Source organism: Agrobacterium sp. LEGMi-208b (genome assembly GCF_059511785.1).
This window is the reverse complement of sequence record NZ_CM183445.1, coordinates 974,947-999,056: the sequence shown is the minus strand read 5'-3', so window position 1 is coordinate 999,056 and position 24,110 is coordinate 974,947. Positions and strand designations below refer to the sequence as shown.

The following is a 24,110-nucleotide window of genomic DNA, read 5'->3' as shown; positions in this document are numbered from 1 at the left end:
GGCTTTTCTCAATCGAAAATGATAGCCGCCTTCCGAAATAAATATGACTATTCCCAAGGAGCTGCAACGTTTCCGCAGAAAGAGCCTCTTGACTCGGTCTCAATGACAATGAGATGAATAGGCAGCCAAAGCGCTTTGATTGAGAGAGGACGCTTTGAGCCTTTTATGTGATGGGAGGTAAATCACATGCGGAAGACTCTTTTGGCGACGGCGGCCTCGATGGTGCTGCTGTCGGGTTCGGCCTTTGCCGCCGATCTGAAATTCGCACCCGGCGCAGATGCCAAGTTCAACTGGAAAAGCTACGAGGACTTCAAGGCGGCCCATGCCGACCTGAAAGGTCAGACGCTGACGATTTTCGGCCCCTGGCGTGGTGAGGATGAGGCGCTGTTCCAGTCGGTGCTCGCCTATTTCGCCGATGCGACCGGCGTGAATGTCCGTTATTCCTCGTCGGAAAATTACGAACAGCAGATCGTTATCGATACACAGGCGGGTTCGCCGCCCAATATCGCCATCCTGCCGCAGCCTGGCCTTCTGGCCGATCTCGCGGCCAAGGGTTTCCTCGTGCCGCTCGGCGATGAGACCGCCAACTGGGTCAAGGAAAATTACGGCGCGGGCCAGTCCTGGGTCGATCTCGGCAGTTACAAGGGCAAGGATGGCAACAAGGCCTATTTCGCTTTCCCCTTCAAGGCGGATGTGAAGTCGCTCGTCTGGTACGTGCCTGAGAACTTCGAGGAAGCGGGCTATAAAGTGCCCGAGAGCATGGAAGACCTGCTCAAGCTGACGGACCAGATCGTCGCCGATGGCGGCACGCCCTGGTGCATCGGCCTCGGTTCCGGCGGCGCCACCGGCTGGCCGGCCACCGACTGGGTGGAAGACCTGATGCTGCGCACGCAGCCGCTCGACGTCTACCAGAAGTGGACGACCAACGAGGTCAAGTTCACCGATCCGGCCGTGGTCGAAGCGATCAACGAATTCGGCAAATTCGCCAAGAACGAGAAATACGTCAGCGGCGGTGTTGCGGCCGTGGCCTCCACCGACTTCCGCGACAGCCCGAAGGGCCTCTTCGACATTCCCCCGAAATGCTACCTGCACCATCAGGCGTCGTTCATTCCGTCCTTCTTCCCTGAAGGCACCAAGGTCGGAACGGATGCGGATTTCTTCTACATGCCGACTTACGCGTCCAAGCCTGACCTTGGCAAGCCGGTTCTCGGCGCCGGCACGCTCGTCACGGTAACCAAGGAAGCACCTGCGGCCAAGGCATTCGTCGAATTCCTGAAGACCCCGATCGCCCACGAAGTATGGATGGCGCAGTCCAGCTTCCTGACGCCGTATAAGGGTGTGAATGTCGACACCTATGCCAATGAGCAGATGAAGCGCCAGGGGGAAATCCTCACGACCGCGACAAGCTTCGGTTTCGACGGTTCCGACCTGATGCCCGGCAAGATCGGTGCCGGCGCATTCTGGACCGGCATGATCGATTTTGTCGGCGGCAAGTCTGCCGACCAGGTCGCCGCCGATATCCAGAAGGCCTGGGACGGCCTGAAGTAAGCTCAATCCGGCTTGGCCCGGCGGCACGCTGCCGGGCCTCACCAAAGGAACTGCCCCGACGACCGCATAAATCAACGCGGCGCGGAGAGGATCAAGGGAGGGAACATGGCTCAACAACTCGTGTCTGCCATCGGCGTCATGGTAGCGGGCGTTTTTGCCTGCGCTGCCTATTACTGGCTATCCGACAAGGCGCTGCAGGCAATCTTTCCCGTCCGCTCGGGAGACGTCATCCACGCATCCCGCAACTTGAACCGCCGCGCCGCCGTCCGGCCGTGGTTGTTCATCGGCCCGGCGCTGATCCTGCTGCTCGTTTATCTGGTCTATCCCGTCATCGCCACGCTGATCCTGTCCTTTTATGATCGCACCGGCAGCGAATTTGTCGGCCTTGCCAATTATCGCTGGGCGTTTTTCGATGCCGGTTTTCGCCAGTCGATCTTCAACAATATCCTCTGGCTCGCCGTCGTGCCGGCCGCCTGCACCTTCTTCGGCCTCGTCATCGCCGTCATGACCGACCGCATCTGGTGGGGCAACATCGCCAAATCCATCGTCTTCATGCCGATGGCGATTTCCTTCGTTGGCGCATCCGTCATCTGGAAGTTCATCTATGAATACCGCGCCGAAGGTCAGGTGCAGATCGGCCTCTTGAACGCCATCGTCGAATTTTTCGGCGGCAGCCCGGAGGTTTGGATTTCCATGCCCTTCTGGAACAATTTCTTCCTGATGGTCATCCTCATCTGGATCCAGACCGGTTTCGCCATGGTCATCCTGTCGGCGGCTTTGCGCGGCATTCCGGAAGAAACCATCGAGGCGGCTGTCATCGACGGCGCCAATGGCTGGCAGATCTTCTGGAAGATCATGGTGCCGCAAATCTGGGGCACCATCGCCGTCGTCTGGACCACGATCACCATTCTCGTTCTCAAGGTCTTCGATATCGTGCTGACCATGACCAACGGCCAATGGAACACCATGGTTCTCGCCAATCTCATGTTCGACTGGATGTTCCGCGGCGGCGGCGACAGCGGCCGAAGTGCCGTCATCGCGCTCATCATCATGGCGGCGGTCACCCCGATCATGGTCTGGAATATCCGCCAGGCGAACCGCGAGATGGAGGGCCGCTGAGATGAATATCGTCAAACGCCTGCGCCGCGTCGGCCTGCCGCGCCTCATCGTCCATGCCAGCGTCCTCGTCGTCGTGCTTCTCTGGCTCCTGCCGACGCTCGGTATTCTTGTCAGCTCACTGCGCGACAAGGACCAGATCACCGTCTCCGGCTGGTGGACGGCCTTCTCCAGTTCCGAACAGACCTCGGCGGTTCGCCTCGCCGATGCTTCCGTGCAGAAGCAGGACGGCAGCCGCTATGTGATATCAGGCAATGTTTTTGAAAATGGTGCCGGCGGAAAAGTCTCTGCCTTCGGTGTTCGCGTTCAGGAGCCCAGAGCCTTCAAAGCGGGTGAGGCGGCCGATATCGGTGACGGTGAAACGCTGCTCGTCAATACGGACGGCACCTACGAATATAGCAAGGCCGCGAGCTTCGAGGGCGCGCGCGGCAAGCGCGTCTACATCTCCGTCGCGACGCCGCCGGTCTTCACGCTCGACAATTACCGCACGGTCCTGACCTCGGAAGGCATCGGCCAGTCCTTCGTCAATTCGCTCACCGTGGCGGTTCCGGCAACCGTCATCCCCATCCTCATCGCCGCCTTTGCCGCCTATGCGCTGTCATGGATGAGCTTTTCCGGCCGCAATCTGCTGATTGCCATGGTGGTGGGCCTCATCGTCGTGCCGTTGCAGATGTCGCTGATCCCGCTGCTGCGGCTCTATAATGAAATCGGCACCATTTTCGGCGTGCCGTCCAAGACCTATGCCGGCATCTGGCTGGCGCACACCGCCTTCGGCCTGCCGCTCGCCATCTATCTGCTGCGCAACTATATTTCCGGCCTGCCGAAAGAGATCATCGAAAGCGCCCGCGTGGATGGCGCGAGCGATTTTGAAATCTTCGTCAAGATCATCTTGCCGCTCTCTTTCCCGGCGCTTGCCTCCTTCGCCATCTTCCAGTTCCTGTGGACCTGGAACGACCTGCTCGTCGCCATGGTGTTCCTCGGCACGCAGAAGGACGAACTGGTATTGACCGGTGCGCTCAACGCGTTGCTCGGCTCGCGCGGCGGCAACTGGGAAATCCTCACCGCTTCGGCCTTTGTCACCATCATCGTGCCGCTTTGCGTCTTCTTTGCTCTTCAACGTTATCTCGTGCGTGGCCTGCTCGCAGGCTCCGTCAAGGGAGGTTGATCATTCCATGAACGCCCATACCAGACAGGACACTTCCATGACCGCTTCGGTGACTTCCGCTTTGACGCCCAACAAGGATTGGTGGCGCGGCGCTGTTATCTATCAGATCTATCCGCGCTCCTATCAGGACTCCAATGGCGACGGCATCGGCGATCTCAAGGGCATCACCGACCGTCTGGCGCATATTGCCGGCCTCGGTGCAGATGCGATCTGGATTTCGCCCTTCTTCACTTCGCCGATGAAGGATTTCGGTTACGACGTCTCGAACTACGTCGATGTCGACCCGATGTTCGGCACGCTTGCCGATTTCGACGGGCTGATCGCCGAGGCCCACCGGCTTGGCATCCGCGTCATGATCGATCTCGTCATGTCGCACACCTCGGACCAGCATCCCTGGTTCGTGGAAAGCCGCGCCAGCCGCAACAATGCAAAATCGGACTGGTATGTCTGGTCGGATGGCAAGCCGGACGGCACGCCGCCCAATAACTGGCTGTCGATCTTCGGCGGTCCGGGCTGGCAGTGGGACCCGACGCGCATGCAATATTACATGCACAACTTCCTGACCTCGCAGCCGGACCTCAACCTGCATAACCCTGAAGTGCAGGAAGAGCTGCTAAACATCACCCGTTTCTGGCTGAAGCGCGGCGTCGATGGTTTCCGCCTCGACACCATCAACTTCTATTTCCACGACCTTGAGCTGCGCGACAACCCGGCGCTCGCGCCGGAACGCCGCAATGCCTCCACGGCTCCTGCGGTCAATCCCTATAACTTCCAGGAACATCTCTACGACAAGAACCGCCCGGAAAACATCGCCTTCCTGAAGCGCTTCCGCGCCGTTCTGGACGAATTCCCCGACATTGCCGCCGTTGGCGAAGTGGGCGACAGTCAGCGCGGCCTCGAAATCGTCGGTGAATATACCTCCGGCGATGACAAGATGCAGATGTGCTATGCCTTTGAATTCCTCGCACCCGATGCGCTCACCCCGCAGCGCGTCGCCGATGTACAGGCTGATTTTGCGCGCGCCGCCCCGGAAGGCTGGGCCTGCTGGGCTTTCTCCAACCATGATGTCGTGCGCCATGTCAGCCGCTGGGGCGAGCATGTCGAGGATAAGGACGCTTTCGCCAAGGTGCTTTCGGCGCTGCTGATGACGCAGCGCGGCTCCGTCTGCATCTATGAGGGTGAGGAACTCGGTCTCACCGAAGCCGATATCGCCTTTGAGGATTTGCAGGATCCATACGGCATCCAGTTCTGGCCGGAATTCAAGGGCCGCGATGGTTGCCGCACGCCGATGGTGTGGGATGCGGGCCACGCACAGGCCGGTTTCTCGACCTCGGACAAGACATGGCTGCCCATTCCGGCCGAGCACAAGCAGCGCGCCGTCAGCGCCCAGCAGGGCAATGAAGCCTCGGTGCTGGAACATTACCGCCGCTTCCTTGCCTTCCGCAAGCAGCACCCGGCTTTCGCCAAGGGCGGCATCGAATTCCAGCCGGTTGAGGGCGAGGTGCTGAGCTATACCCGCAAGCTCGGCAACGAAACCGTTCTGTGCCTCTTCAACCTGTCCGCCACGTCCGCAAAAGCCACGCTGCCGGAAGGGAACTGGGAGGTTCTCGAAGGCCACGGCTTTGCAAGCGGCCTTGAGGGCAGAAGCGTAGAACTTCCGGCATGGGGCGCTTTCTTCGCCCGTTACGCCTGACAGATGAGGGAGGAACACCCATGACAAGTCTCGTTCTCAAGGATATCCGCAAATCCTACGGGCAGATAAAGGTCCTGCACGGTATCGATCTCTCGATCGAACAGGGCGAATTCATCGTTTTCGTCGGCCCCTCCGGCTGCGGAAAATCGACGCTGCTGCGCATGATCGCGGGTCTGGAGGAGATCACCGGCGGCGAGATGTATATTGACGGGCAACTCGTCAATGAAATCCCGCCCTCGCGTCGGGGCATTGCCATGGTGTTCCAGTCCTATGCGCTTTATCCGCATATGACCGTCTACGACAACATGGCCTTCGGCATGAAGATCGCCAAGGAGAACAAGCAGGAGATCGACCGCCGCGTTCGCGCCGCCGCCGAAATCCTGCAACTGACGCAATATCTGGAGCGTCTGCCAAAGGCTCTCTCGGGCGGCCAGCGTCAGCGTGTCGCCATCGGCCGCGCCATCTGCCGCAATCCCAAGGTCTTCCTGTTCGATGAGCCTTTGTCGAACCTCGATGCGGCGCTGCGTGTCGCCACCCGCATCGAGATCGCCAAGCTCAACGAGCAGATGGCCGATACGACGATGATCTACGTCACCCACGATCAGGTGGAAGCGATGACGCTGGCGGATCGTATCGTGGTTCTGAATGCCGGTCGTGTGGAACAGGTCGGCGCGCCGCTCGAACTTTATGAAAGGCCCGCCAATCTCTTCGTGGCGCGTTTCATCGGCTCACCTGCGATGAACATCATCGCTGCAAAAATCACCGGAACCGGCGAACGGACCTCCATCGAACTTGCCGGCGGTAAGACGCTCGCTGTTTATGTTCCCACGCCCGCAACCGAAAACGGCAAGGCGGCGAGCTTCGGTGTCCGGCCGGAAGATCTGAGCATCGTTACCGGTGACGATTATCTTTTCGAGGGAAAAGTCGCGATCGTCGAGGCGCTTGGTGAAGTGACCCTGCTTTATCTCGAAGCGCCCAAGGGGCAGGAGCCGATCATCGTCAAGGTGCCGGGCATCGTTTCCGTCGCCAAGGGCGAAACCCTGCGTTTTGCGGCACCGCAGGAAAAACTCCATCTCTTCGACGCCGAGGGCAAAACCTACCGCGTCTGATTGCCATGATACCGAAACCATGCCCCGGAACGTCCTTGTCCCGGGGTTATTTCTGGCCTTTTTACCGCTGTGGAAAAAAGTCGGAAATGTCCCGCTTCCGGTCGGTTTAAGCCTGCGCTGATATGAATTGTTAAAGACTATGACCTAGTCTTGCTCCATTGAATGAGCATGGGAGTCTGGGTGTGCAGAGCGGTGCGGGTGTCATCAGGAACCATTACCTGAGCAAGGAAGAATCCTTCATGTATGACCGCGAAAGCCGGTTTCGCATGGAAGATACCATGAATGCCGCACGCATCGAATATACCGAAAAGGCCGTGATGCATATGGCGGCGCGCCGCTGCGACGTCATCCGCATCTCCCAGACCGAAGCCGTGCTGGCGCTGCTGACGAAATATAACCTGCCCAACCAGTTCTATCTCGATATTCCCGACGCCCGCATCACCAAGATCGGCTGCGTCATGTTGCGCGTCAACGCCAACAACACCATCCACGTCCGCTTCCTGCGCATGTTGACGCAGAAGGAACTGGACCGCATTTTCGTGTTCAGCACCCATCCGGCCCATAGGGACCGGAAGCTGGATATACGGTCGTTCTGATACCATCCGCGGCCGGCAAAATAACTTAACCGATTGTTTCACCCGTCCGCATCGCCCGGCGTCATATCCTGCGGTTGCTAACTATTATCACGGGATGATATAGTTGGGGGGAGAGGATATCGGTATGGCAAGCAGTGCAAATCTCGGTCGTCATCTGGAAACTTACGTTTCCGAGCTTGTGAAGTCAGGGCGTTATAATTCTCGCAGCGAGGTGTTGCGGGAGGGCGTTCGGCTGGTGGAAGAGCGTGAAAAGAAACTCGCCGCTCTTGATCTGGCAATTGCACGCGGCGTCGCGGACGCGGATGCCGGACGCGTGACGCCAATCGAGGACGTTGCATCGCAGCTTAGCGCCAAGTACCGGAAAATTGCGGAAGAAAGCGGGCTGTGATCGTCGTTCTCACCGACGAGGCCAAGGCAGACCTTGAGCGCATCGGTGATTTTATTGCGGCTGATAATCCGCGACGTGCAGAAACTTTCGTTGCCGAATTGCTGGACCGATGTTCAAGACTGGCGGAGATGCCGAGAGCCTATCCGCTGGTGCCCCGTTACGAGCAAACCGGCATTCGCCGCCGTCCTTATGAAAACTATCTCGTTTTTTATCGTGTTGCCGAAACGCGCGTGGAAATTCTGCACATTCTGAACGGTTCCCAGGATTACGAATCCATCCTCTTCCCATAGGACTGATTCACACCTCGATCCCGAAACCGCGGCATGAATCAAGAATTTACAGGCCCATACCGACCGTCTCTGCTTTCGATGCCTGCGATCTTAAGAAAGCCCGCCCAGAACCGTCTGCTTCAGCTTCACATCCGTCACCTCGGTAAAGGTCAGGTCGCCACGGCCGAAATAGGATTTCTGGTTGGTGGCCGACCAGTCGTTGCAGACGAGCTTGTAACGCTCTTTCTTTTCCGGCTTCTCCGGCATCGCGTAGAGATAGTCGCCAGTGCGGGCGGCGAGCGGAATGTCGCCATCCTGGTTGCAGCGCTTGAGGATCTGGGCGAGCGCCTCGCCATCCACTTCCGTCACCATCAGTTTGCCGTCGAAACGCAGCGAGGCGTTGAAGTCGTAGCGGCGAATATCGCCCGCAGGCAGGCCGGCGCCGAAGGAGGTGTGGCCGATAAATCCGACATCCGCACCGGTTTTTGCCGCGATGAGCTGCGCCACATGACGGCCGGCTTCATCGACGGTCATTGCCTTGGCGGATTTGCCGACGACTTGCCGCTCTTCCGCCGTCAGATGCTTTTCGAGCGTCTGTTCGATCAGGGTCTTGAGGGCAGGGGAGACCGGGCCGTCACGATCGATGGCGACTGTTTCGATGGCAGCGGCCTTGCCGGGAGCCGTAATCGTCGCAACCGTCATGGAGGTGCACCAGGAGCCGGTATGGACATAACGCGTCGCGCCCTGCTCATGCACGAAGTTCAGGTGATCGTGACCGCCCACCAGCAGCGTACCATCCGGCAGCAGCGGCAGGATATCGCGGTCGGCGACAACGCCGGCATGGCTGAGAACGATGTTGATCGCATCCGCCTTGACGATATCAGGCAGATTGGTCTTCGCCCATTCCACCGGCTGCGGAATGTCGAGCATTTCGCGCGTGGCCTTCGGATAGGTGTTGATCGCATTGGTGGCGAGGCCCGCGAGGATGACCTTGCGATCACCGGCGTTCACTTCGGCACGATCGGGCGCATAGGGTTTTCCGCTGCGCTTGTCGACGATGTTGGAAAGCACGATGATGCCGAGCGCCTGGGCACGGGTCACAAAATTGGCGAGGTCGTTATCGATATCCGGCTCATGATTGCCGATATTGATGACGGTGGGAGCGAGCTTTGCGAGCGCCGCGAGGAAGGTCCATTCGATTTCGCCGGCCGAGCGTGCGGCCACTGCATTGCCGATCTCGAACAGGTCGCCGTTCAGAAGGATGATGTGGGGAACCTTGTCGGCGGCGATGCGCGTTTCGATGGCTGCGAGAAGCTGACCGATACGCTCATAGGCGGAATGCAGGTCGGAGATGACGATTGCGCGCAGAGCCGCATCCTGCGCCATGACCGGCGTTGCCGCCACCAGCAGCGGCAGCATGGCGGTGCCGGCCATCAGCTTCAGCACATCGCGGCGTTTGCTTGAGAAAATCGTCATGTTCTAGGCCCCATCATCCGAAACTATGCCGCCGTCCCGCGGCTGGTCGAAGAAGGCCCTAAAGGGAGATCATCACAGCCGCATGACAAGTCTGACGTTTCAGAAATAGGAAATAAAGCGGTTTCTGCACCGGATCATTCCGGGCGGTAAAGTGCAGTCGGACGATGTCGCAAAGCAGGGTTGAAAGGCGAAAACCGCATCGGCCTTCGCCTTTCAGAATGTCAATGGAATAGAACGCTGGCGCCCTGATCGGCCGGGCCGGCATTGCGGCGGAAGGGTGCGAAAAGTTCTCGGCCCATGCCCCATTCATTGCCGGAAAGATCGGCGCGCGCCGGTTCGCGTTTCGCCAGTTCGGCGGCGGACACCAGCACTTCCAGCGTCCCGGAAATGGCATCGAGACGGATGATGTCGCCATCGCGGATGAGCGAGATGGGGCCGCAGTCGGAAGCCTCGGGCGTGACGTGGATCGCGGCCGGCACTTTGCCGGATGCGCCGGACATGCGCCCGTCCGTCACCAGCGCCACCTTGAAACCGCGATCCTGCAACACGCCGAGCGGCGGCGTCAGGCGGTGTAGTTCCGGCATGCCGTTCGCCTTCGGTCCCTGGAAGCGCACGACGGCGATGAAGTCGCGGTTGAGCTTGCCGTCCTTGAAGGCGTCCTGAAGCTCTTGCTGGTCATGGAACACGATCGCCGGTGCCTCGATGATATGGCGCTCCGGCTTGACGGCGGAAATCTTGATGACCGATTTGCCGAGATTGCCGGTCAGCATCTTCAGGCCGCCGGTCGGCTGGAACGGCGTTTCGATGCTGGAAAGAACCTTCGGGTCGTGGCTCTGCTCGGGGGAGGGCTGGCGGGTGACGGCGCCCTTCTCGTCAAGCATGGCATCCACGGTGTAAGCCTCAAGCCCCTGCCCGAAGACCGTGCGTACGTCATCATGCACGAAGCCCTGTTTCAAGAGTTGCTTGATGAGGAAGCCCATACCGCCGGCAGCGTGGAAATGGTTCACATCGGCAAGACCGTTGGGATAGACGCGGGCGAGCAGCGGCACGATGTCGGAAAGATCGGAAATATCCTGCCAGGTGAGGATGATGCCGGCGGCGCGCGCCATCGCGATCAGATGCATGGTGTGGTTGGTGGAACCGCCGGTCGCATGCAGGCCGACGACGCCGTTGACGACGGATCTTTCGTCGATCATCTCGCCCGCCGGCGTGAACTCATTGCCGTGCGCGGTGATCGCCAGCGCGCGCTTGGCTGCTTCACGGGTCAGTGCGTCACGCAGCGGCGTGCCGGGATTGATGAAGGAGGAGCCGGGCATATGAAAGCCCATGATCTCCATCAGCATCTGGTTCGAGTTGGCCGTGCCATAGAAGGTGCAGGTGCCGGGGCCGTGATAGGACTTGGATTCCGCTTCCAGAAGCTCGGCGCGGCCAACCTTGCCTTCGGCATAAAGCTGGCGAATGCGGGATTTCTCGTCATTCGGCAGGCCCGATGTCATCGGGCCGGCGGGAACGAAGACGGCGGGCAGATGACCGAAGGCGAGCGCGGCGATGACGAGGCCGGGCACGATCTTGTCGCAGACGCCGAGATAGACGGCGGCGTCGAACATGTTGTGCGACAGGCCGATGCCGGCCGCCATGGCGATGGCATCGCGGGAAAACAGCGAGAGCTCCATGCCGGGCTGGCCTTGCGTCACGCCGTCACACATTGCGGGAACCGCGCCGGCCACCTGAGCGATGCCGCCCGCTTCCTTTGCCGCATCACGGATGATCGCCGGAAAGGTCTCGTAAGGCTGGTGCGCCGACAGCATGTCGTTATAGGCGGTGATGATGCCGAGATTGGGAACCCGGTCGCCGGCAAGGATGTCCTTGTCGGCGGGGGAACAGACCGCAAACCCGTGCGCGAGATTGCCGCAGGAAAGCACGGAACGGTGAACGCCTTTTGAGACCTGCAGCCGCAACCGCTCGAGATAGGTCTCGCGATAGGGCTTGGAACGTTCGACAATGCGGGCGGTGATGGCCTGAATGCGGGAATCGGCGGACATGGGCGTTCATCCTGTTCGTTGGTCGGCAACCGGCGTTCCGGGAGGTGAGCGGCCGGTTGTCGTGTTTCAGTCTTCATGTCGTCGGGGCGCTTTGTCGCCGGGCCGCAATCGCGGCGGTGGCGTTTGGCTTATGGCGCCCAGTATATATCCACGGGCGTTTCGGCCCGGTTCAGCACGGCGCGGATTGGCATTTCGTCCTCATCCTCGCCTGATTGCGCCTTCTCCAGCGTCGCCTTCTTGGCGGCACCTTCAATATGCAGCACCAGAAAATCGGCATCGTTGAGGCTGGAGAAGTTGAACGTCAACCGCTCCTCTCCGGCATTCTCCGCCGCCATGGTCAAGACGCCGCGCGGCTCATCGAGATCAAGCGCTTCGTAGAGATTGTCGCCACCCGGGAAGAACGATGCCGTGTGACCATCCGTTCCCATGCCGAGAATGACGACGTCGAAAGGATCGCAGATCGCTTCGGTCTTGACGGTCGCAAGCGTTGCCGCATCCTCGGGCGAGGCCGCCGGCTGGAAGAGCGGCACAAAATAGGCCGACTTTGCCTTGTCCTGCAGCAGATTCTCGGCAACGAGGCGGTGGTTCGAACGGTCGCTTTCCGGCGGCACGAAACGCTCGTCCACCAGCGTCACGCTGATATTGGGCCAGTCGAGATCGTGTTTGGAAAGCGCCTGAAAGAACAGCTTGGGCGTCGAACCGCCGGAAACCGCAATGCTTGCGGCCCCCCGTTCCTTGGTTGCCGCATCGAGGCGTTTGGCAACCTCCGCCGCCAGCGCGGTGGCCAGTTCGGCGGCGGTGTCGAAGACGTGGATCGTTTCGCTCATCGCCCGGCCCTCAGTCGGCATCGTGCCAGGTGCGGCCGTCGCGCTCGATCAATGCGATCGAACCGCTCGGACCCCAGGTGCCGGCCGTGTAACCCTGTACGCCCTGTCCCAGATCTTCCCAGCTCTTCAAGATGGGGTCGATCCAGTCCCAGGCGGCCTCAACCTCGTCGCGGCGCATGAACAGCGTCTGGTTGGAACGGATGGTGTCCATCAACAGCCGCTCATAGGCATCAGGGCTGCGCACGTTGAAGGCTTCGGCAAAGCTCATGTCGAGGGAAACCTGACGCAGGCGCATGCCGCCCGGGCCGGGGTCCTTGATGAGGAGCGATTGCTTGACGCCTTCATCCGGCTGCAGGCGAATGACCAGCTTGTTGGCCTCGATCTTGCCGGCCGCATCGTCGAAGATCGAATGCGGGATCTGCTTGAAGGTGACGACGATTTCCGAAACGCGGGTCGCAAGGCGTTTTCCCGTGCGGATGTAGAAGGGAACGCCGGCCCAGCGCCAGTTGGCGATTTCGGCCTTGATGGCGACGAAGGTTTCGGTGTTGGAAACGCCGCCTTCCAGCTCTTCCAGATAACCCTTGACCGGGCCACCGGCGGAAGCGCCGGCGCGGTATTGGCCGCGAACCGTCTGTTTTTCGACATTGCTGGTATCGATCGGCTTCAGCGAGCGCAGGACCTTGAGCTTTTCGTCGCGCACGGCTTCCGCATTCATGGATGCCGGCGGCTCCATGGCGACAAGGCAAAGCAGCTGCAGGATATGGTTCTGAACCATGTCGCGCAGCGCGCCGGCCTTGTCGTAATAACCGGCGCGGCCTTCAAGACCGACCGCTTCGGCAACGGTGATCTGAACATGGTCGATATGCGCGGAATTCCACAGCGGCTCGTAAAGCGCATTGGCGAAACGCAGCGCCATCAGGTTTTGCACCGTCTCCTTGCCGAGATAGTGGTCGATACGGAAGATCTGCTCTTCCTTGAAGACGTGGCCGATGGTGTCGTTGAGTTCCTGCGCGGAGGCGAGATCGCGGCCGATCGGCTTTTCAACGACGATGCGGGTCGAGCGGGTGATCAGCTTGTGCTCACGGATCTTGTCGGCGATGTCGCCGAAAATGCCCGGTGCCACGGCCAGATAAAAGGCGCGGATGCGTTCCTTGCCCTCATCGAGCAGCTTCTTCAGCACGTCCCAGCCATTGCCGGACTTGGCGTCGACGGGCACGTAAAAAAGCCGGTTGAGAAACAGGGTCACCTGCGCGTCGTCATATTCGCCGGCCTTCAGATGTTCCTTCAGGGCGTCCTGCGCGAATTTGCGATATTCCTCATGGGTCATGACCGAACGCGACGCGCCGATGATGCGGGTCGGCTCCGTGAACTGGCCTTCGACCTGCCGGTGATAAAGGGCCGGCAGAAGCTTGCGTTCGGCAAGATCGCCCGTGCCGCCGAAAACGACACAATCAAAAGGTTCAACAGGAATGATCTGACTGCTCATATCGATTCTCTCGATCTTCAAAGGTTGGGGCATCAATAATCTAATCGATTTAAAAATGCCAGACTCAGTTAGGTGAAATTATGAATTTTGCTTCCGCCAACTCGTCCGCCGCCGGCAACAGTCTGTAAACATTAGCCTAAAACCTATCTCGCAACGCGTACCAGGAGAGCGCGAGGAAAAGCAGCGGCGCGCGCAGCGACGCCCCGCCGGGGAAAGACGGCACCTTCAGCTGCGCGAAGGGCGCCAGCATGTCCTTTTTGCCGAGAACGAGATCGGCATAGAGCTTGCCGCAATAATTCGACAGCATCACGCCATGGCCGGAATAACCGCCGATGGAGGTGACGCCGGGCATGACGTCGCGCACGAAGACCCGTCGCGGCAGGGTAATGCCGACCGAGCCGCCCCAGGAATGGGTGATGTCTATGTCTTTCAGCGCGGGATAGATTTCCGCGATCTGCCGGCGGATATGGCTGGAAATATCGCGCGGCGTATCGGCCGTATAGGCCTCACGCCCGCCAAACAGCAGCCGGTTATCGGCCGTCTTGCGGAAATAGCGCACCACGAACCGCGAATCCGCCACGGCTTCCCGGTCGGGAATGATGTCGGGAAATGCATCCAGCGGCACGGTGGCGCCGATGAAGGAGCGGATCGGCATGATATGGGCGGCGGTGACCGGCTCCAGATTGCCGATATAGGCATTGGTGGCAATCAGCACCCGCGGCGCGGTGATCGTACCGAAAGGCGTTTCGATGATGGTCTTGCCGCCCGCCTGGCGGATGGATTTCGCCGGCGTCATTTCATAAATGCCGGCGCCCGCCGCTTTCGCCGCCTTCGCCAGCCCGACCAGCAGCTTCAGCGGGTGGATATGGCCGGTGCCGGTGTCGCGCGTGCCGCCGAAATAATGGGTGGAGCCGACACGTCTGCGGGCTTCTGCGCGTTCCATGTAGGAAATATACGGATAGCCATAGCGATTGTTCATCGCATCGACGCTTCGGCGATAGTCGTCCTCGTAAGCGGCCTTGTGCGCCACATAGAGCTGGCCGGGAAGATATTCCATGTCGATGCCGCGACTGACGGCGAAGCCGCGCACATAATTCTTGGCGTCCTCGGCAATGTCGAACAGCAGTTTCGATTGCTCGAAGCCGATCTCTTCTTCCACCTCGTCGGGGAAGGAGCGCTGGCCGGTGCCGAATTGCCCGCCATTGCGGCCGGACGCGCCATCGCCGAAACGATGCGCTTCGATGAGGGCGACGGAGACGCCGTTTTCGGCGAGGTTACAGGCGGCCTGAAGGCCGGTATAACCGCCGCCGATGATCGCGACATCAACCTGCTTCGACCCGTCGAGGGCGGGATAGTCCGGCCGCTCGCCGACGGTTGCCTGATACCAGGATAATCCCGGCGCAATCGGGCTTTGCCATGTCATGCTCGTGGTTCCTCACACGTTGAGAAGCAGGAACTCGCGCTCCCAGGGGCTGATGACCTGCATGAAGGTCTCGAATTCCCCACGTTTCAGGCCGGCATAAAGGCCCACGAATTCATGGCCGAACACCCGGTCGAACTGTTCCTCGCCTTCCAGCAGCGCCACGGCCTCAAGCAGGCCGCGCGGCAGTTCGATGGAGCCTTCATTGGCCGTATCGGCGGTGGGTTCGGTCGGCTCGATATTGTTGACGATGCCAAGCCAGCCGCAGCCGAGCGAAGCGGCAAGCGCGAGATACGGATTGGCGTCCGAGCTCGGCAGGCGGTTTTCGACGCGACGTGCCTGCGGGCCGGAAATCGGCACGCGGAAGGCCGTCGTGCGGTTGTCGTAACCCCAGGCATTGTTGACCGGGCAGGCCATGTCGGGCGTCAGGCGGCGATAGGAATTCACATAGGGCGCCAGCATGACGAGCGCGTTCGGAACGTAACGCTGCATGCCGCCGACAAAGGCGAAGAACTCCTTCGAAGGGCTGCCATCGGCATTGGAGAAAATATTGCGGCCGCTGTCGATTTCCACCACCGACTGGTGAATATGCATGGCCGAACCCGGTTGACCCTGCATCGGTTTGGCCATGAAGGTGGCGTAGATGCCGTGTTTCAGCGCCGCCTCGCGAATGGTGCGCTTGAACAGGAACACCTGGTCGGCAAGCTCGATCGGGTCGCCGTGCCGCAGGTTGATTTCCAGCTGCGCCGGGCCTTCCTCGTGGATCAGCGTGTCGATCTCGAGTCCCTGTTTTTCGGAGAAATGATAGATGTCGTCGATCAACTCGTCGAATTCGTTGATGCCGGCGATGGAATAGCTCTGCCCGCCGACGATGGAGCGGCCGGACCGGCCCTTCGGCGGATGCAGCGGATAGTCGGGGTCGTCATTCATGGCGACGAGGTAAAATTCGATTTCCGGCGCCACGACCGGCTTCCAGCCCTTTTCGGTATAGAGCGAAAGCACATTCTTCAGCACGTTGCGCGGCGTATAGGGCACGAAATTGCCTTCGGCATCCACCACGTCGCAGATCACCTGCGCGGTCGGGTCCGTTTCCCACGGCACGACGGAGAGGGTGGAAAGGTCAGGCACCAGCTTCAGGTCGCTGTCGCGCGGCTCGTAGCGGAAATTGGCGGTCTCGTCGGGATATTCGCCCGATATCGTATGGCGGTAGAGGGCCGATGGCAGGGCAAGCGAGGTGTCGCCCGTGAACTTCGCCGTCGGCATCATCTTGCCGCGCGGAACGCCGGCAAGGTCGGGGGTAATGCATTCTATGTCTTCGATCCCGCGCGCCCGCAACCATTGGGCGGCTTCGCGCCAGGAGGAAACGCCACGGGGGGAGGAGAGGTCGAGGGGAGGGGTCTTCTTTGCCATGGTTGCCTGTTTCTTCGGGCGGAGCATGGTTTTCTTGGCGGGCATGTATCACCGGGTCTGTGTTTCGACTGGCGCCATCATAACCGTAGTTTGGCAATTGGCGAGGGGGAAAGCGCCATTGACAAGCGCCGGTACTTGGAAAAGAGGAAAGGAAACGGATCGGATGGAATGATGACAGAGAAATGTGACGTGCTGATTTTGGGGGCGGGCGCCGCCGGCATGATGTGCGCCATCCGCGCCGGAAAGCGTGGCCGCTCCGTTGTCATTCTCGACCATGCGAAAGCACCGGGCGAAAAAATCCGCATCTCCGGCGGCGGCCGCTGCAACTTCACCAATATCCATGCCGGGCCGAAGAACTATCTCTCCGCCAATCCGCATTTCGCCAAATCCGCGCTTGCCCGCTACACACCGCGCGATTTCATCGCCCTTGTCGAAAAACACCGCATCGCCTGGCATGAAAAAACGCTCGGCCAGCTCTTTTGCGATGACAGCGCAAAGGACATCATCCGCATGCTGCTTGGCGAAATGCAGGCGGTGAATGCGAAGCTGCGGCTCGAAACATCGGTCTCGGCCGTCACCCATGATGGCGCCCGTTTTTGCGTCACGACATCCGGCGGTATCATCGAGGCGGAAAGCCTCATTGTCGCGACGGGCGGCAAGTCCATCCCGAAAATGGGCGCGACCGGTTTCGCCTATCAGATCGCCGAACAGTTCGGCCTCAAGCTCGTCGAGACTCGTCCGGGCCTCGTGCCGCTGACGCTTTATCCCGCCATGCTGGAAAGGCTGAGTCCGCTTGCCGGTGTCGCGGTTCCGGCCGAGGTTTTTCACGGCAAGACCTCGTTTGAGGAGGCGCTGCTCTTCACGCATCGCGGTTTGAGCGGCCCTTCCATCCTGCAAATCTCATCCTACTGGCGCGAGGGCGATGTCATCCGCCTGAAGCTGGAACCGGCGCGCGATATCGCCGCGCTGCTGAAGCAGGCGAAGCAGAAGAACGGCCGCCAGTCGCCCCAGACGGCTCTTTCTGAAATCCTGCCGAAGCGGCTCGCCCAACACGTGGTCGAACAATCCGGCGTTACCGGCAATCTCGCCGATATGTCCGACAAGATTCTCGCAAAGCTGGCGGCGCAGGTGCAGGACTGGCAGATCAAGCCTGCCGGGTCCGAAGGCTATCGCACGGCGGAAGTCACGCTCGGCGGCGTGGACACGACCGGTCTCGATTCCCGCAGCATGGCTGCGAAGTCCGTGCCCGGCCTTTATTTCATCGGCGAATGTGTTGATGTGACCGGCTGGCTCGGTGGCTATAATTTCCAGTGGGCCTGGGCCTCCGGGCAGGCGGCGGGTGAATTCGCGTGAGACATCCTCAGCCCTGGGCGATGATCTCAGGCTGTTGAAGCATTCGTATTTTTCTCCTCCGTCATGCCGGACTAGATCCGGCATCCAGCCAGCCCGAGTCCTCGGGCTGAAAAGACTCTCTCGCCGCACAGACGTGCGTCGGCTAGACCCCGGATCTAGTCCGGGGTGACGGTGTGCGGATGCCGCCTGCTACCAAACTCGCTGGCCGAGTTTGTTATCCACTTTGCCTTTTTAATAATCTGTTAATGCGCCTGGAGTCATCCTAGCGGAATGCCAGCAAAGCCGGATCGCTCAATGATCCCGCTGCACATGATGTCCTGCTGGAGGCCCTCAACAGGGCATGGGTCGGTTGAGTTTTTCGTCAGGAACCCGCGCATGAACAGATCTGCACATCGCCGCCCTCGCGCCATTGCCATCGCCCGCACTGACAACGAGAGCCGTCATCTTTCGCCTGAGCCTCATCGCAGCCGGTGCTCTCGCGGCCCTCATCGCCCTCTTCCACTGATCTGCGTTTTTTCGCCTTCATCAAGCCGATAAGCGCGCTGAAAAACCGTAACGGGCGTGATGCCTCGGCCATGTCAGTATAAAACTTCTCTTCCTGCAGAATGGCTTCGCGCCGTGTGCGCGGCTGCTGGTTTTCGATAATGACCCGTGCTGCAAAAATCGCGTGCATGTCGCTCTCCTTCTAATGCGGAGGGCCATGATGCGCGCCGTTTTTTGATTTATCTGCGCAAGAAAATGCGCTACGTTTTTCACCAATGAAAAACGTCACCTGGGATTCCTATCAGCTTTTCCTCGATGTGTCACGCAGCGGCGGCCTGACCGGGGCCGCGGCCCTGACGGGCTTGAGCCCCGCGACCATTGGGCGGCGCATGGTCGAGTTGGAGGAGCGTATCGGCAAGGCGCTGTTCCAGCGCAGCCAGACGGGATACGCCCTGACGGCGGATGGCCGCACGCTGTTCGATCGGCTTCAGGCAATGGAGAATGCGGCCAAGGATATAGAGGGATGGCAGAAGGCGTCTTCGGCCTCTTCCACCGTACGCATTGCCGTCGGCACCTGGAACGCCTGGCTGCTGACCGGGAATTTCTCCGCCATCTGCACCGACCGCGATGATTTCCGCATCGATCTTTTCATTGCAGAACAGAGGGCGTCTCTGGCGCATCGTGAAAACGACATCGGCATCCGCGCTTTCGAGCCGCAGGAAAAGAACCTTGCCGCCATCAGGACGGGGGAGGTGGCCTATGCGCCCTACAGGCTGCGCAACGCCGCTGCCGCTGTCGCCGACCGCTGGCTGGCGGTGGCCGAGGAAAGCGCCATTTCAACCTATCTGCGCTGGCCGCATGAAAATCGTAACGGTGAGATCGTGGTAACGGTGAACCGCCCGGTGGCGCTGCTCGACCTGGTGCTGGCCGGGGCAGGGGTTGCCGTGCTTCCCTGTTTCGTGGGCGATGCGGATGGACGTCTTGCCCGCGAAGGCGGGGAAATAGAGCCGCTCCGCCACAATCAATGGATCGTCATGAACAATGACGATCGCCACCGCCGCGATATCAGGACGGTGGCGGACCGGATGACCCGTCTGATCAAGGGCCATTCCGATCTTTATGCCGGGCGCAAAAGCCGCCCGGCATAAAAGAACGGCTGCCGGTCAGGCGGCGGCACTTCCCTGCGCGACGATGACGGGGATCAGCAGATCGCCCCAGTTGCCGCCGCCGCCATGGTGGCGGGCCGAGCGGACAAGCTCGACGGAAACGCCGGCCTCGACGGCTTTCATGACAGCCTGATTTAGGCGGTGCAGATCATTGGCCAGCATGCGGATGGCGGCCTGCTGATCCTGCGTCATGGCGGAGGATTGTTCCTCGGCGCGTTCCTTGACGTGGGTCTTGATGGGATTGTGGGCATTCATGGCATTTCTCCTCTCATTATTGGTTGGGGTTCTTGATCCGGTTTGCAAGCCCTTCCCGTCACCGGGAAGGGCGGTTTTTCGATTTTATTCGGCCGCCGGGCGAAACTGGTCGTGCTCGGTGGATTCCTTCATGGCAGTGGTGGACGACGTGCCGCCGGAAATGGCGAGCGACACGGCGTCGAAATAGCCGGTGCCGACTTCGCGCTGGTGCTTGGTGGCGGTGTAACCATTGGCCTCGGCTGCGAATTCCGCTTGCTGAAGCTCGGAATAGGCCGCCATCTGCCGGTCCTTGTAACCGCGCGCCAGTTCGAACATGCCGAAATTCAGCTGGTGGAAACCGGCGAGCGTGATGAACTGGAACTTGTAGCCCATTGCTCCCAGTTCCCGCTGGAACTTGGCAATCGTCGCGTCGTCGAGGTTCTTTTTCCAGTTGAACGACGGCGAGCAATTGTAAGCGAGCTTCTTGCCGGGATGCACCTTGTGTACGCCTTCCGCAAACCTGCGCGCCTGCTCGAGATCCGGCTTTGATGTCTCGCACCAGATCAAGTCGCAATAGGGCGCATAGGCCACCGCGCGGGCAATGCAGGGCTCAAGACCGTTCTTGACCTGATAGAAGCCTTCAACCGTGCGGCCGGCATCGTAATCCACGAAAGGTTGGTCGCGCTCATCGATATCGGAGGTCAGAAGCTTGGCGGCTTCCGCATCCGTGCGGGCGATAACCAGCGTCGGTACACCCATGACGTCAGCCGCAAGCCGCGCTGCCGTCAGGTTGCGAATATGCGCCGCCGTCGGGATCAGAACCTTGCCGCCGAGATGGCCGCATTTCTTTTCCGATGCCAGCTGGTCTTCATAATGAACACCCGCCGCACCCGCTTCGATAAAGGCCTTCATGATCTCGAAGGCGTTGAGCGGGCCGCCGAAACCGGCCTCCGCATCGGCAACGATCGGCGCGAACCAGGTATCGACCGAAAGGCCCTTGCCCTCCGCCGTCTCGATCTGGTCGGCGCGCTGCAGGGTGCGGTTGATACGCTTGGCAAGCTCCGGTGCCGCATTGGCCGGATAAAGCGACTGGTCGGGATACATGGCCGAGGCCGTGTTGGCATCGGCCGCAACCTGCCAGCCGGAAAGATAGATCGCCTTCAGCCCGGCACGAACCATCTGCATGGCCTGGTTGCCGGAAAGCGCGCCGAGCGCATTGACGAAATTCTCCTCGTTGATCAGCTTCCACAGCCGGTTCGCGCCCATTTCGGCCAGCGAATGGCGGATGTCGACGGAGCCGCGCAGCCGCTCCACGTCGGCTGCGCTGTAGGTGCGTTCGATGCCGTCAAAACGCCCCTGCGGTGCGCCCGGAACAAGCTTGTAAAAATCCGTCATACTTCTCTCTCCCATGATGAATGCGGTTTCGGAAACGGCTTGCTTTCGATTTCGTAAAGCGTCGTTTGGTGTGACTACATTTACATTTTTGGAGATTTGAACGCCAGAACAAACATAAAAACAGTGACTTGAAAGATGTTATCCTGTAGTATGCATGACAGGGTGGAGCTGTAAAATTGTAAATCTTGTAAAAGCGCTTTGCCCCATGAGTTTGTAACAGGCTTGTATGAGTCGCGGGATGGAGAGGTGAGGCTGTGTCGGAAAACAAGATTTTTGCAGGCCCGCGCGTGCGCCGCATTCGCAACGGCCTAAGCCTCACACAGACGGCCATGGCCGAGGCGCTGGCGATCTCGCCCTCTTACCTCAATCTCATCGAGCGCAACCAGCGGCCGCTCACCGTGCAGCTGCTTTTGAAGCTTGCCTCCGTCTACAAGGTCGATCTGGATGACCTGCAGGGCGAAAGCGCCGGTTCCGCCGGGCAGTTGCGCGAGGTCTTCGCCGATCCGCTGCTCGCGGGCGAGGTGCCGTCGCCGCAGGAACTGATCGAGGTTGCCGATGCCGCGCCCAATGCGGCAAGCGGTGTCCTCAAGCTTTACCGGGCCTACCGGGAGCAGGCGCAGCGCCTTTCCGACCTCTCCGATCTTCTGGCGCGGGAGGGGCATGAGACGGCGCTTTCCTCCACCCGCCTGCCGATCGACGAGGTGCGGCACGTCTTTGAAAACCGGCCGGCCTATTTCCACACCATCGATGCGGCGGCGGAAGAACTCCACAAACAATTATCGTCAGGCGATGATCTCGCCTCCGGTCTGCGCGCATGGCTGCAGAAAAACCACGGGATCGTCGTCAGGACGTTACCGGTTCATGCCATGCCCAATCTGCGGCGGCGTTACGACCGCCACTCCATGCGGCTATTCTTGTCCGAACGCCTTTCGCAGCCCGATCAGCTCCGGGAAATGGCAATGGAAACCTGTCTGCTGGCGCTTCGCGACGAGATCGGGACCGAGCTGGAGGCGCTGGGCCTGAACGGCGAGGAAGCGCGGCGCATCGCCCGTTTCGAACTGGCGCGCTACGCCGCCCATGCATTGATGATGCCCTATGGCGCATTCCTCAGCGCCGCGCAGCGGGCGAAATACGATCTCGACGTTCTGCGGTCGCGTTTCAACGTTTCTTTCGAACAGGCGGCGAACCGGCTCGTCAGCCTGCAACGACCGTCCGCCGCGGCGATCCCGTTTTTCCTGATGGAGATCGACAATGCCGGCAACCGTTTCCGCCTCGCAGGGGCCGGCGGTTTTCCAAGGGCGCGTTTTGGCGGCCTCTGTCCGCGTCTGAACATCCATGCCGCTTTCGCCCAACCGGGGCAGGTGCTGGTGGAAGCGGTGGAAATGCCTGACGGTGATGCCTTCCTCACCGTTTCGCGCACGCTGGAAGGCCCGCAGGCGGGTTTCGGCGAAAGGGTGCGGCGAACGGCCGTGCTTGTCGGCTGCGATCTCGCCCAGGCCGCTGAGATAGTTTATGGCCCAGCCGTCTCGGGCGCTGCGCCTGTCGCGGTTGGTCCCTCCTGCCGGCTGTGCGAAAGGCAGGGCTGTCTGTCGCGGGCGGAAGCGCCACTGACGCGGCCGCTCGGGCTTGATGAAATGGTCACGGGTCTCAGTGTTTTCGACTTCCAGTAGGTGTTTCCATTCGCTTTTTTGTGGCCGGAACACATTTGGTTGAAAATGCTGTGCTGCACATTTCCCGCTTGCTCCCTTCTGTTTTCCTTTCTAGTCTCTCCCAAAAAAGGGGATCACGCTCCCACCGTGAGGATGCGTTAACAGGAGACATCATGAAAAACCGTTCTCTCCGCCTGACCTTGGCTCTCACCACCGCGCTCGTTGCAGCGGGCTCGGCAATGGCCCAGGAGAAGGTCGTCCACGTCTATAACTGGTCGGATTATATCGACGAATCGATTTTGACCGATTTCACCAAGGAAACCGGTATCAAGGTCGTCTATGACGTGTTCGACAGCAACGAACTCGTGGAAACCAAGCTTCTGGCCGGCAGCTCCGGTTATGATGTCGTGGTGCCGACCGGCCCCTTCCTCGCCCGCCAGATCAATGCCGGCGTGTTCCAGAAACTCGACAAGTCCAAGTTGCCGAATCTGAAGAACATGTGGCCCGAGGTTTCCGAGCGTCTGGCGAAATACGACCCCGGCAACGAATATGCCGTAAACTACATGTGGGGCACCACCGGCATCGGTTATAATGTCGCCAAGGTGAAGGCTGCGCTTGGCGATGTTCCTGTTGATAGCTGGGATATTCTCTTCAAGCCGGAAAATGCCGAAAAGCTGAAATCCTGCGGCATCAATATTCTCGATGCGTCGGACGAGACCTTCGCCATTGCCATGAACTATCTCGGCAAGAATCCGGACAGCAAGGAAACGGCCGATCTTGAGGCGGGCGGCGATGTCTACATGAAGATTCGCCCCTATGTGAAAACCTTCAATTCCTCCGCCTATATCGATGAACTCGCGAATGGCGACAGCTGCATCACCATCGGCTGGTCGGGCGATATCCTGCAGGCGAAGAGCCGCGCCGAGGAGGCCAAGAACGGCGTTGAGGTGAACTACGTCATCCCGAAGGAAGGCACCTATATGTGGTTCGACAACCTTGCCATTCCGGCGGATGCCAAGAATGTCGAGGAAGCGCACGCCTTCATCAATTACCTGATGCGGCCGGAAGTCATCGCCAAGGCCTCCAACTATGTTCAGTATGCGAATGGCAACCTCGCCTCGCAGGCGTTGATGGATGAGGCCGTCGCCAAGAACCCGGCGGTCTATCCCGATGCCGAGACGATGAAGAAGCTCTTCACCATCTCGCCTTACGGACCGAAGGAACAGCGCGTGCTGAACCGCGTCTGGACGCAGATAAAGACCGGCAGCTAAGCGAATCCGGGGAG

General features: G+C 60.0%; 21 protein-coding genes. 12 read left to right on the top strand and 9 right to left on the bottom strand.

All coding sequences use genetic code 11. The features are described 5' to 3' along the window. Positions 1-186: 186 nt before the first annotated feature. The 8 genes from AC5YUO_RS04940 (at position 187) to AC5YUO_RS04905 (ending at position 7,905) form a co-directional block, all read left to right on the top strand. Positions 187-1,548, top strand: a complete 1,362-nt coding sequence (locus AC5YUO_RS04940) for an ABC transporter substrate-binding protein (protein ID WP_496154465.1) — start codon at positions 187-189, stop codon at positions 1,546-1,548. 105 nt (positions 1,549-1,653) lie between these two features. Then, positions 1,654-2,667: a carbohydrate ABC transporter permease gene (locus tag AC5YUO_RS04935; protein WP_400818225.1), complete on the top strand. Its 1,014-nt coding sequence runs from the start codon at positions 1,654-1,656 to the stop codon at positions 2,665-2,667. 1 nt (position 2,668) lies between these two features. Then, positions 2,669-3,829: a carbohydrate ABC transporter permease gene (locus tag AC5YUO_RS04930; protein WP_496154464.1), complete on the top strand. Its 1,161-nt coding sequence runs from the start codon at positions 2,669-2,671 to the stop codon at positions 3,827-3,829. 37 nt (positions 3,830-3,866) lie between these two features. Then, on the top strand, positions 3,867-5,522 hold the full coding sequence (bglA, locus tag AC5YUO_RS04925; protein WP_496154463.1) for a beta-galactosidase BglA: 1,656 nt from the start codon (positions 3,867-3,869) through the stop codon (positions 5,520-5,522). A gap of 20 nt (positions 5,523-5,542) precedes the next feature. Further along, positions 5,543-6,631, top strand: a complete 1,089-nt coding sequence (locus AC5YUO_RS04920; RefSeq protein ID WP_496154462.1) for an ABC transporter ATP-binding protein — start codon at positions 5,543-5,545, stop codon at positions 6,629-6,631. Positions 6,632-6,870: 239 nt separating this feature from the next. Further along, positions 6,871-7,227: a hypothetical protein gene (locus AC5YUO_RS04915; protein WP_035236048.1), complete on the top strand. Its 357-nt coding sequence runs from the start codon at positions 6,871-6,873 to the stop codon at positions 7,225-7,227. 124 nt (positions 7,228-7,351) lie between these two features. Further along, complete coding sequence (locus tag AC5YUO_RS04910) at positions 7,352-7,615, top strand: type II toxin-antitoxin system ParD family antitoxin (protein WP_496154461.1); 264 nt, start codon at positions 7,352-7,354, stop codon at positions 7,613-7,615. Beyond that, complete coding sequence (locus AC5YUO_RS04905) at positions 7,612-7,905, top strand: type II toxin-antitoxin system RelE/ParE family toxin (RefSeq protein ID WP_496154460.1); 294 nt, start codon at positions 7,612-7,614, stop codon at positions 7,903-7,905. Before AC5YUO_RS04910 ends, AC5YUO_RS04905 begins: the two co-directional genes overlap by 4 nt. Before the next feature lie 90 nt (positions 7,906-7,995). Here the strand turns inward: AC5YUO_RS04905 and AC5YUO_RS04900 are convergent, their stop codons facing one another. The 6 genes from AC5YUO_RS04900 to AC5YUO_RS04875 form a co-directional block, all read right to left on the bottom strand. Next, positions 7,996-9,360 carry a metallophosphoesterase gene (locus tag AC5YUO_RS04900; RefSeq protein ID WP_496154459.1) on the bottom strand — a complete coding sequence of 455 codons (1,365 nt, stop codon included), beginning with the start codon at positions 9,358-9,360 and terminating at the stop codon, positions 7,996-7,998. Between the two features lie 221 nt (positions 9,361-9,581). Then, a complete protein-coding gene (edd, locus tag AC5YUO_RS04895; RefSeq protein ID WP_496154458.1) occupies positions 9,582-11,402 on the bottom strand; it encodes a phosphogluconate dehydratase in 1,821 nt (606 codons plus the stop codon). Between the two features lie 128 nt (positions 11,403-11,530). Then, complete coding sequence (gene pgl, locus AC5YUO_RS04890) at positions 11,531-12,229, bottom strand: 6-phosphogluconolactonase (RefSeq protein WP_496154457.1); 699 nt, start codon at positions 12,227-12,229, stop codon at positions 11,531-11,533. A gap of 10 nt (positions 12,230-12,239) precedes the next feature. After that, the gene (gene zwf / locus AC5YUO_RS04885; RefSeq protein WP_496154456.1) at positions 12,240-13,715 is read right to left on the bottom strand and encodes a glucose-6-phosphate dehydrogenase; all 1,476 of its coding nucleotides are present in this window, start codon (positions 13,713-13,715) and stop codon (positions 12,240-12,242) included. A 136-nt stretch (positions 13,716-13,851) separates the two neighbouring features. Next, positions 13,852-15,138 (bottom strand): NAD(P)/FAD-dependent oxidoreductase, encoded by a 1,287-nt coding sequence (locus AC5YUO_RS04880; RefSeq protein ID WP_496154455.1) that lies wholly within the window; start codon positions 15,136-15,138, stop codon positions 13,852-13,854. Between the two features lie 12 nt (positions 15,139-15,150). Then, positions 15,151-16,590 carry a glutamine synthetase family protein gene (locus AC5YUO_RS04875; RefSeq protein WP_496154454.1) on the bottom strand — a complete coding sequence of 480 codons (1,440 nt, stop codon included), beginning with the start codon at positions 16,588-16,590 and terminating at the stop codon, positions 15,151-15,153. 123 nt (positions 16,591-16,713) lie between these two features. Between AC5YUO_RS04875 and AC5YUO_RS04870 the strand changes: the two genes are divergently transcribed. Further along, the gene (locus tag AC5YUO_RS04870) at positions 16,714-17,898 is read left to right on the top strand and encodes a BaiN/RdsA family NAD(P)/FAD-dependent oxidoreductase (protein WP_496154453.1); all 1,185 of its coding nucleotides are present in this window, start codon (positions 16,714-16,716) and stop codon (positions 17,896-17,898) included. A 361-nt stretch (positions 17,899-18,259) separates the two neighbouring features. Here the strand turns inward: AC5YUO_RS04870 and AC5YUO_RS04865 are convergent, their stop codons facing one another. Continuing rightward, positions 18,260-18,571, bottom strand: coding sequence for a hypothetical protein (locus AC5YUO_RS04865; RefSeq protein ID WP_496154452.1), 312 nt, complete (start codon positions 18,569-18,571; stop codon positions 18,260-18,262). Between the two features lie 85 nt (positions 18,572-18,656). Between AC5YUO_RS04865 and AC5YUO_RS04860 the strand changes: the two genes are divergently transcribed. Beyond that, positions 18,657-19,529 carry a LysR family transcriptional regulator gene (locus AC5YUO_RS04860; protein WP_496154451.1) on the top strand — a complete coding sequence of 291 codons (873 nt, stop codon included), beginning with the start codon at positions 18,657-18,659 and terminating at the stop codon, positions 19,527-19,529. A gap of 15 nt (positions 19,530-19,544) precedes the next feature. Here the strand turns inward: AC5YUO_RS04860 and AC5YUO_RS04855 are convergent, their stop codons facing one another. Together AC5YUO_RS04855 and aceA are read right to left on the bottom strand one after the other, a co-directional pair. After that, positions 19,545-19,802: an SMc00767 family acetate metabolism repressor gene (locus AC5YUO_RS04855; RefSeq protein WP_003493954.1), complete on the bottom strand. Its 258-nt coding sequence runs from the start codon at positions 19,800-19,802 to the stop codon at positions 19,545-19,547. 84 nt (positions 19,803-19,886) lie between these two features. Further along, positions 19,887-21,176: an isocitrate lyase gene (aceA, locus tag AC5YUO_RS04850; protein WP_496154450.1), complete on the bottom strand. Its 1,290-nt coding sequence runs from the start codon at positions 21,174-21,176 to the stop codon at positions 19,887-19,889. Positions 21,177-21,430: 254 nt separating this feature from the next. Here aceA and AC5YUO_RS04845 point away from each other — a divergent pair, with 254 nt between their 5' ends. Both AC5YUO_RS04845 and AC5YUO_RS04840 read left to right on the top strand, forming a co-directional pair. Then, positions 21,431-22,846 carry a helix-turn-helix domain-containing protein gene (locus tag AC5YUO_RS04845; protein WP_496154449.1) on the top strand — a complete coding sequence of 472 codons (1,416 nt, stop codon included), beginning with the start codon at positions 21,431-21,433 and terminating at the stop codon, positions 22,844-22,846. A 152-nt stretch (positions 22,847-22,998) separates the two neighbouring features. Next, entirely contained in the window at positions 22,999-24,096 is a 1,098-nt protein-coding gene (locus tag AC5YUO_RS04840) for a polyamine ABC transporter substrate-binding protein (RefSeq protein ID WP_496154448.1), read from the top strand. Positions 24,097-24,110: the final 14 nt, after the last annotated feature.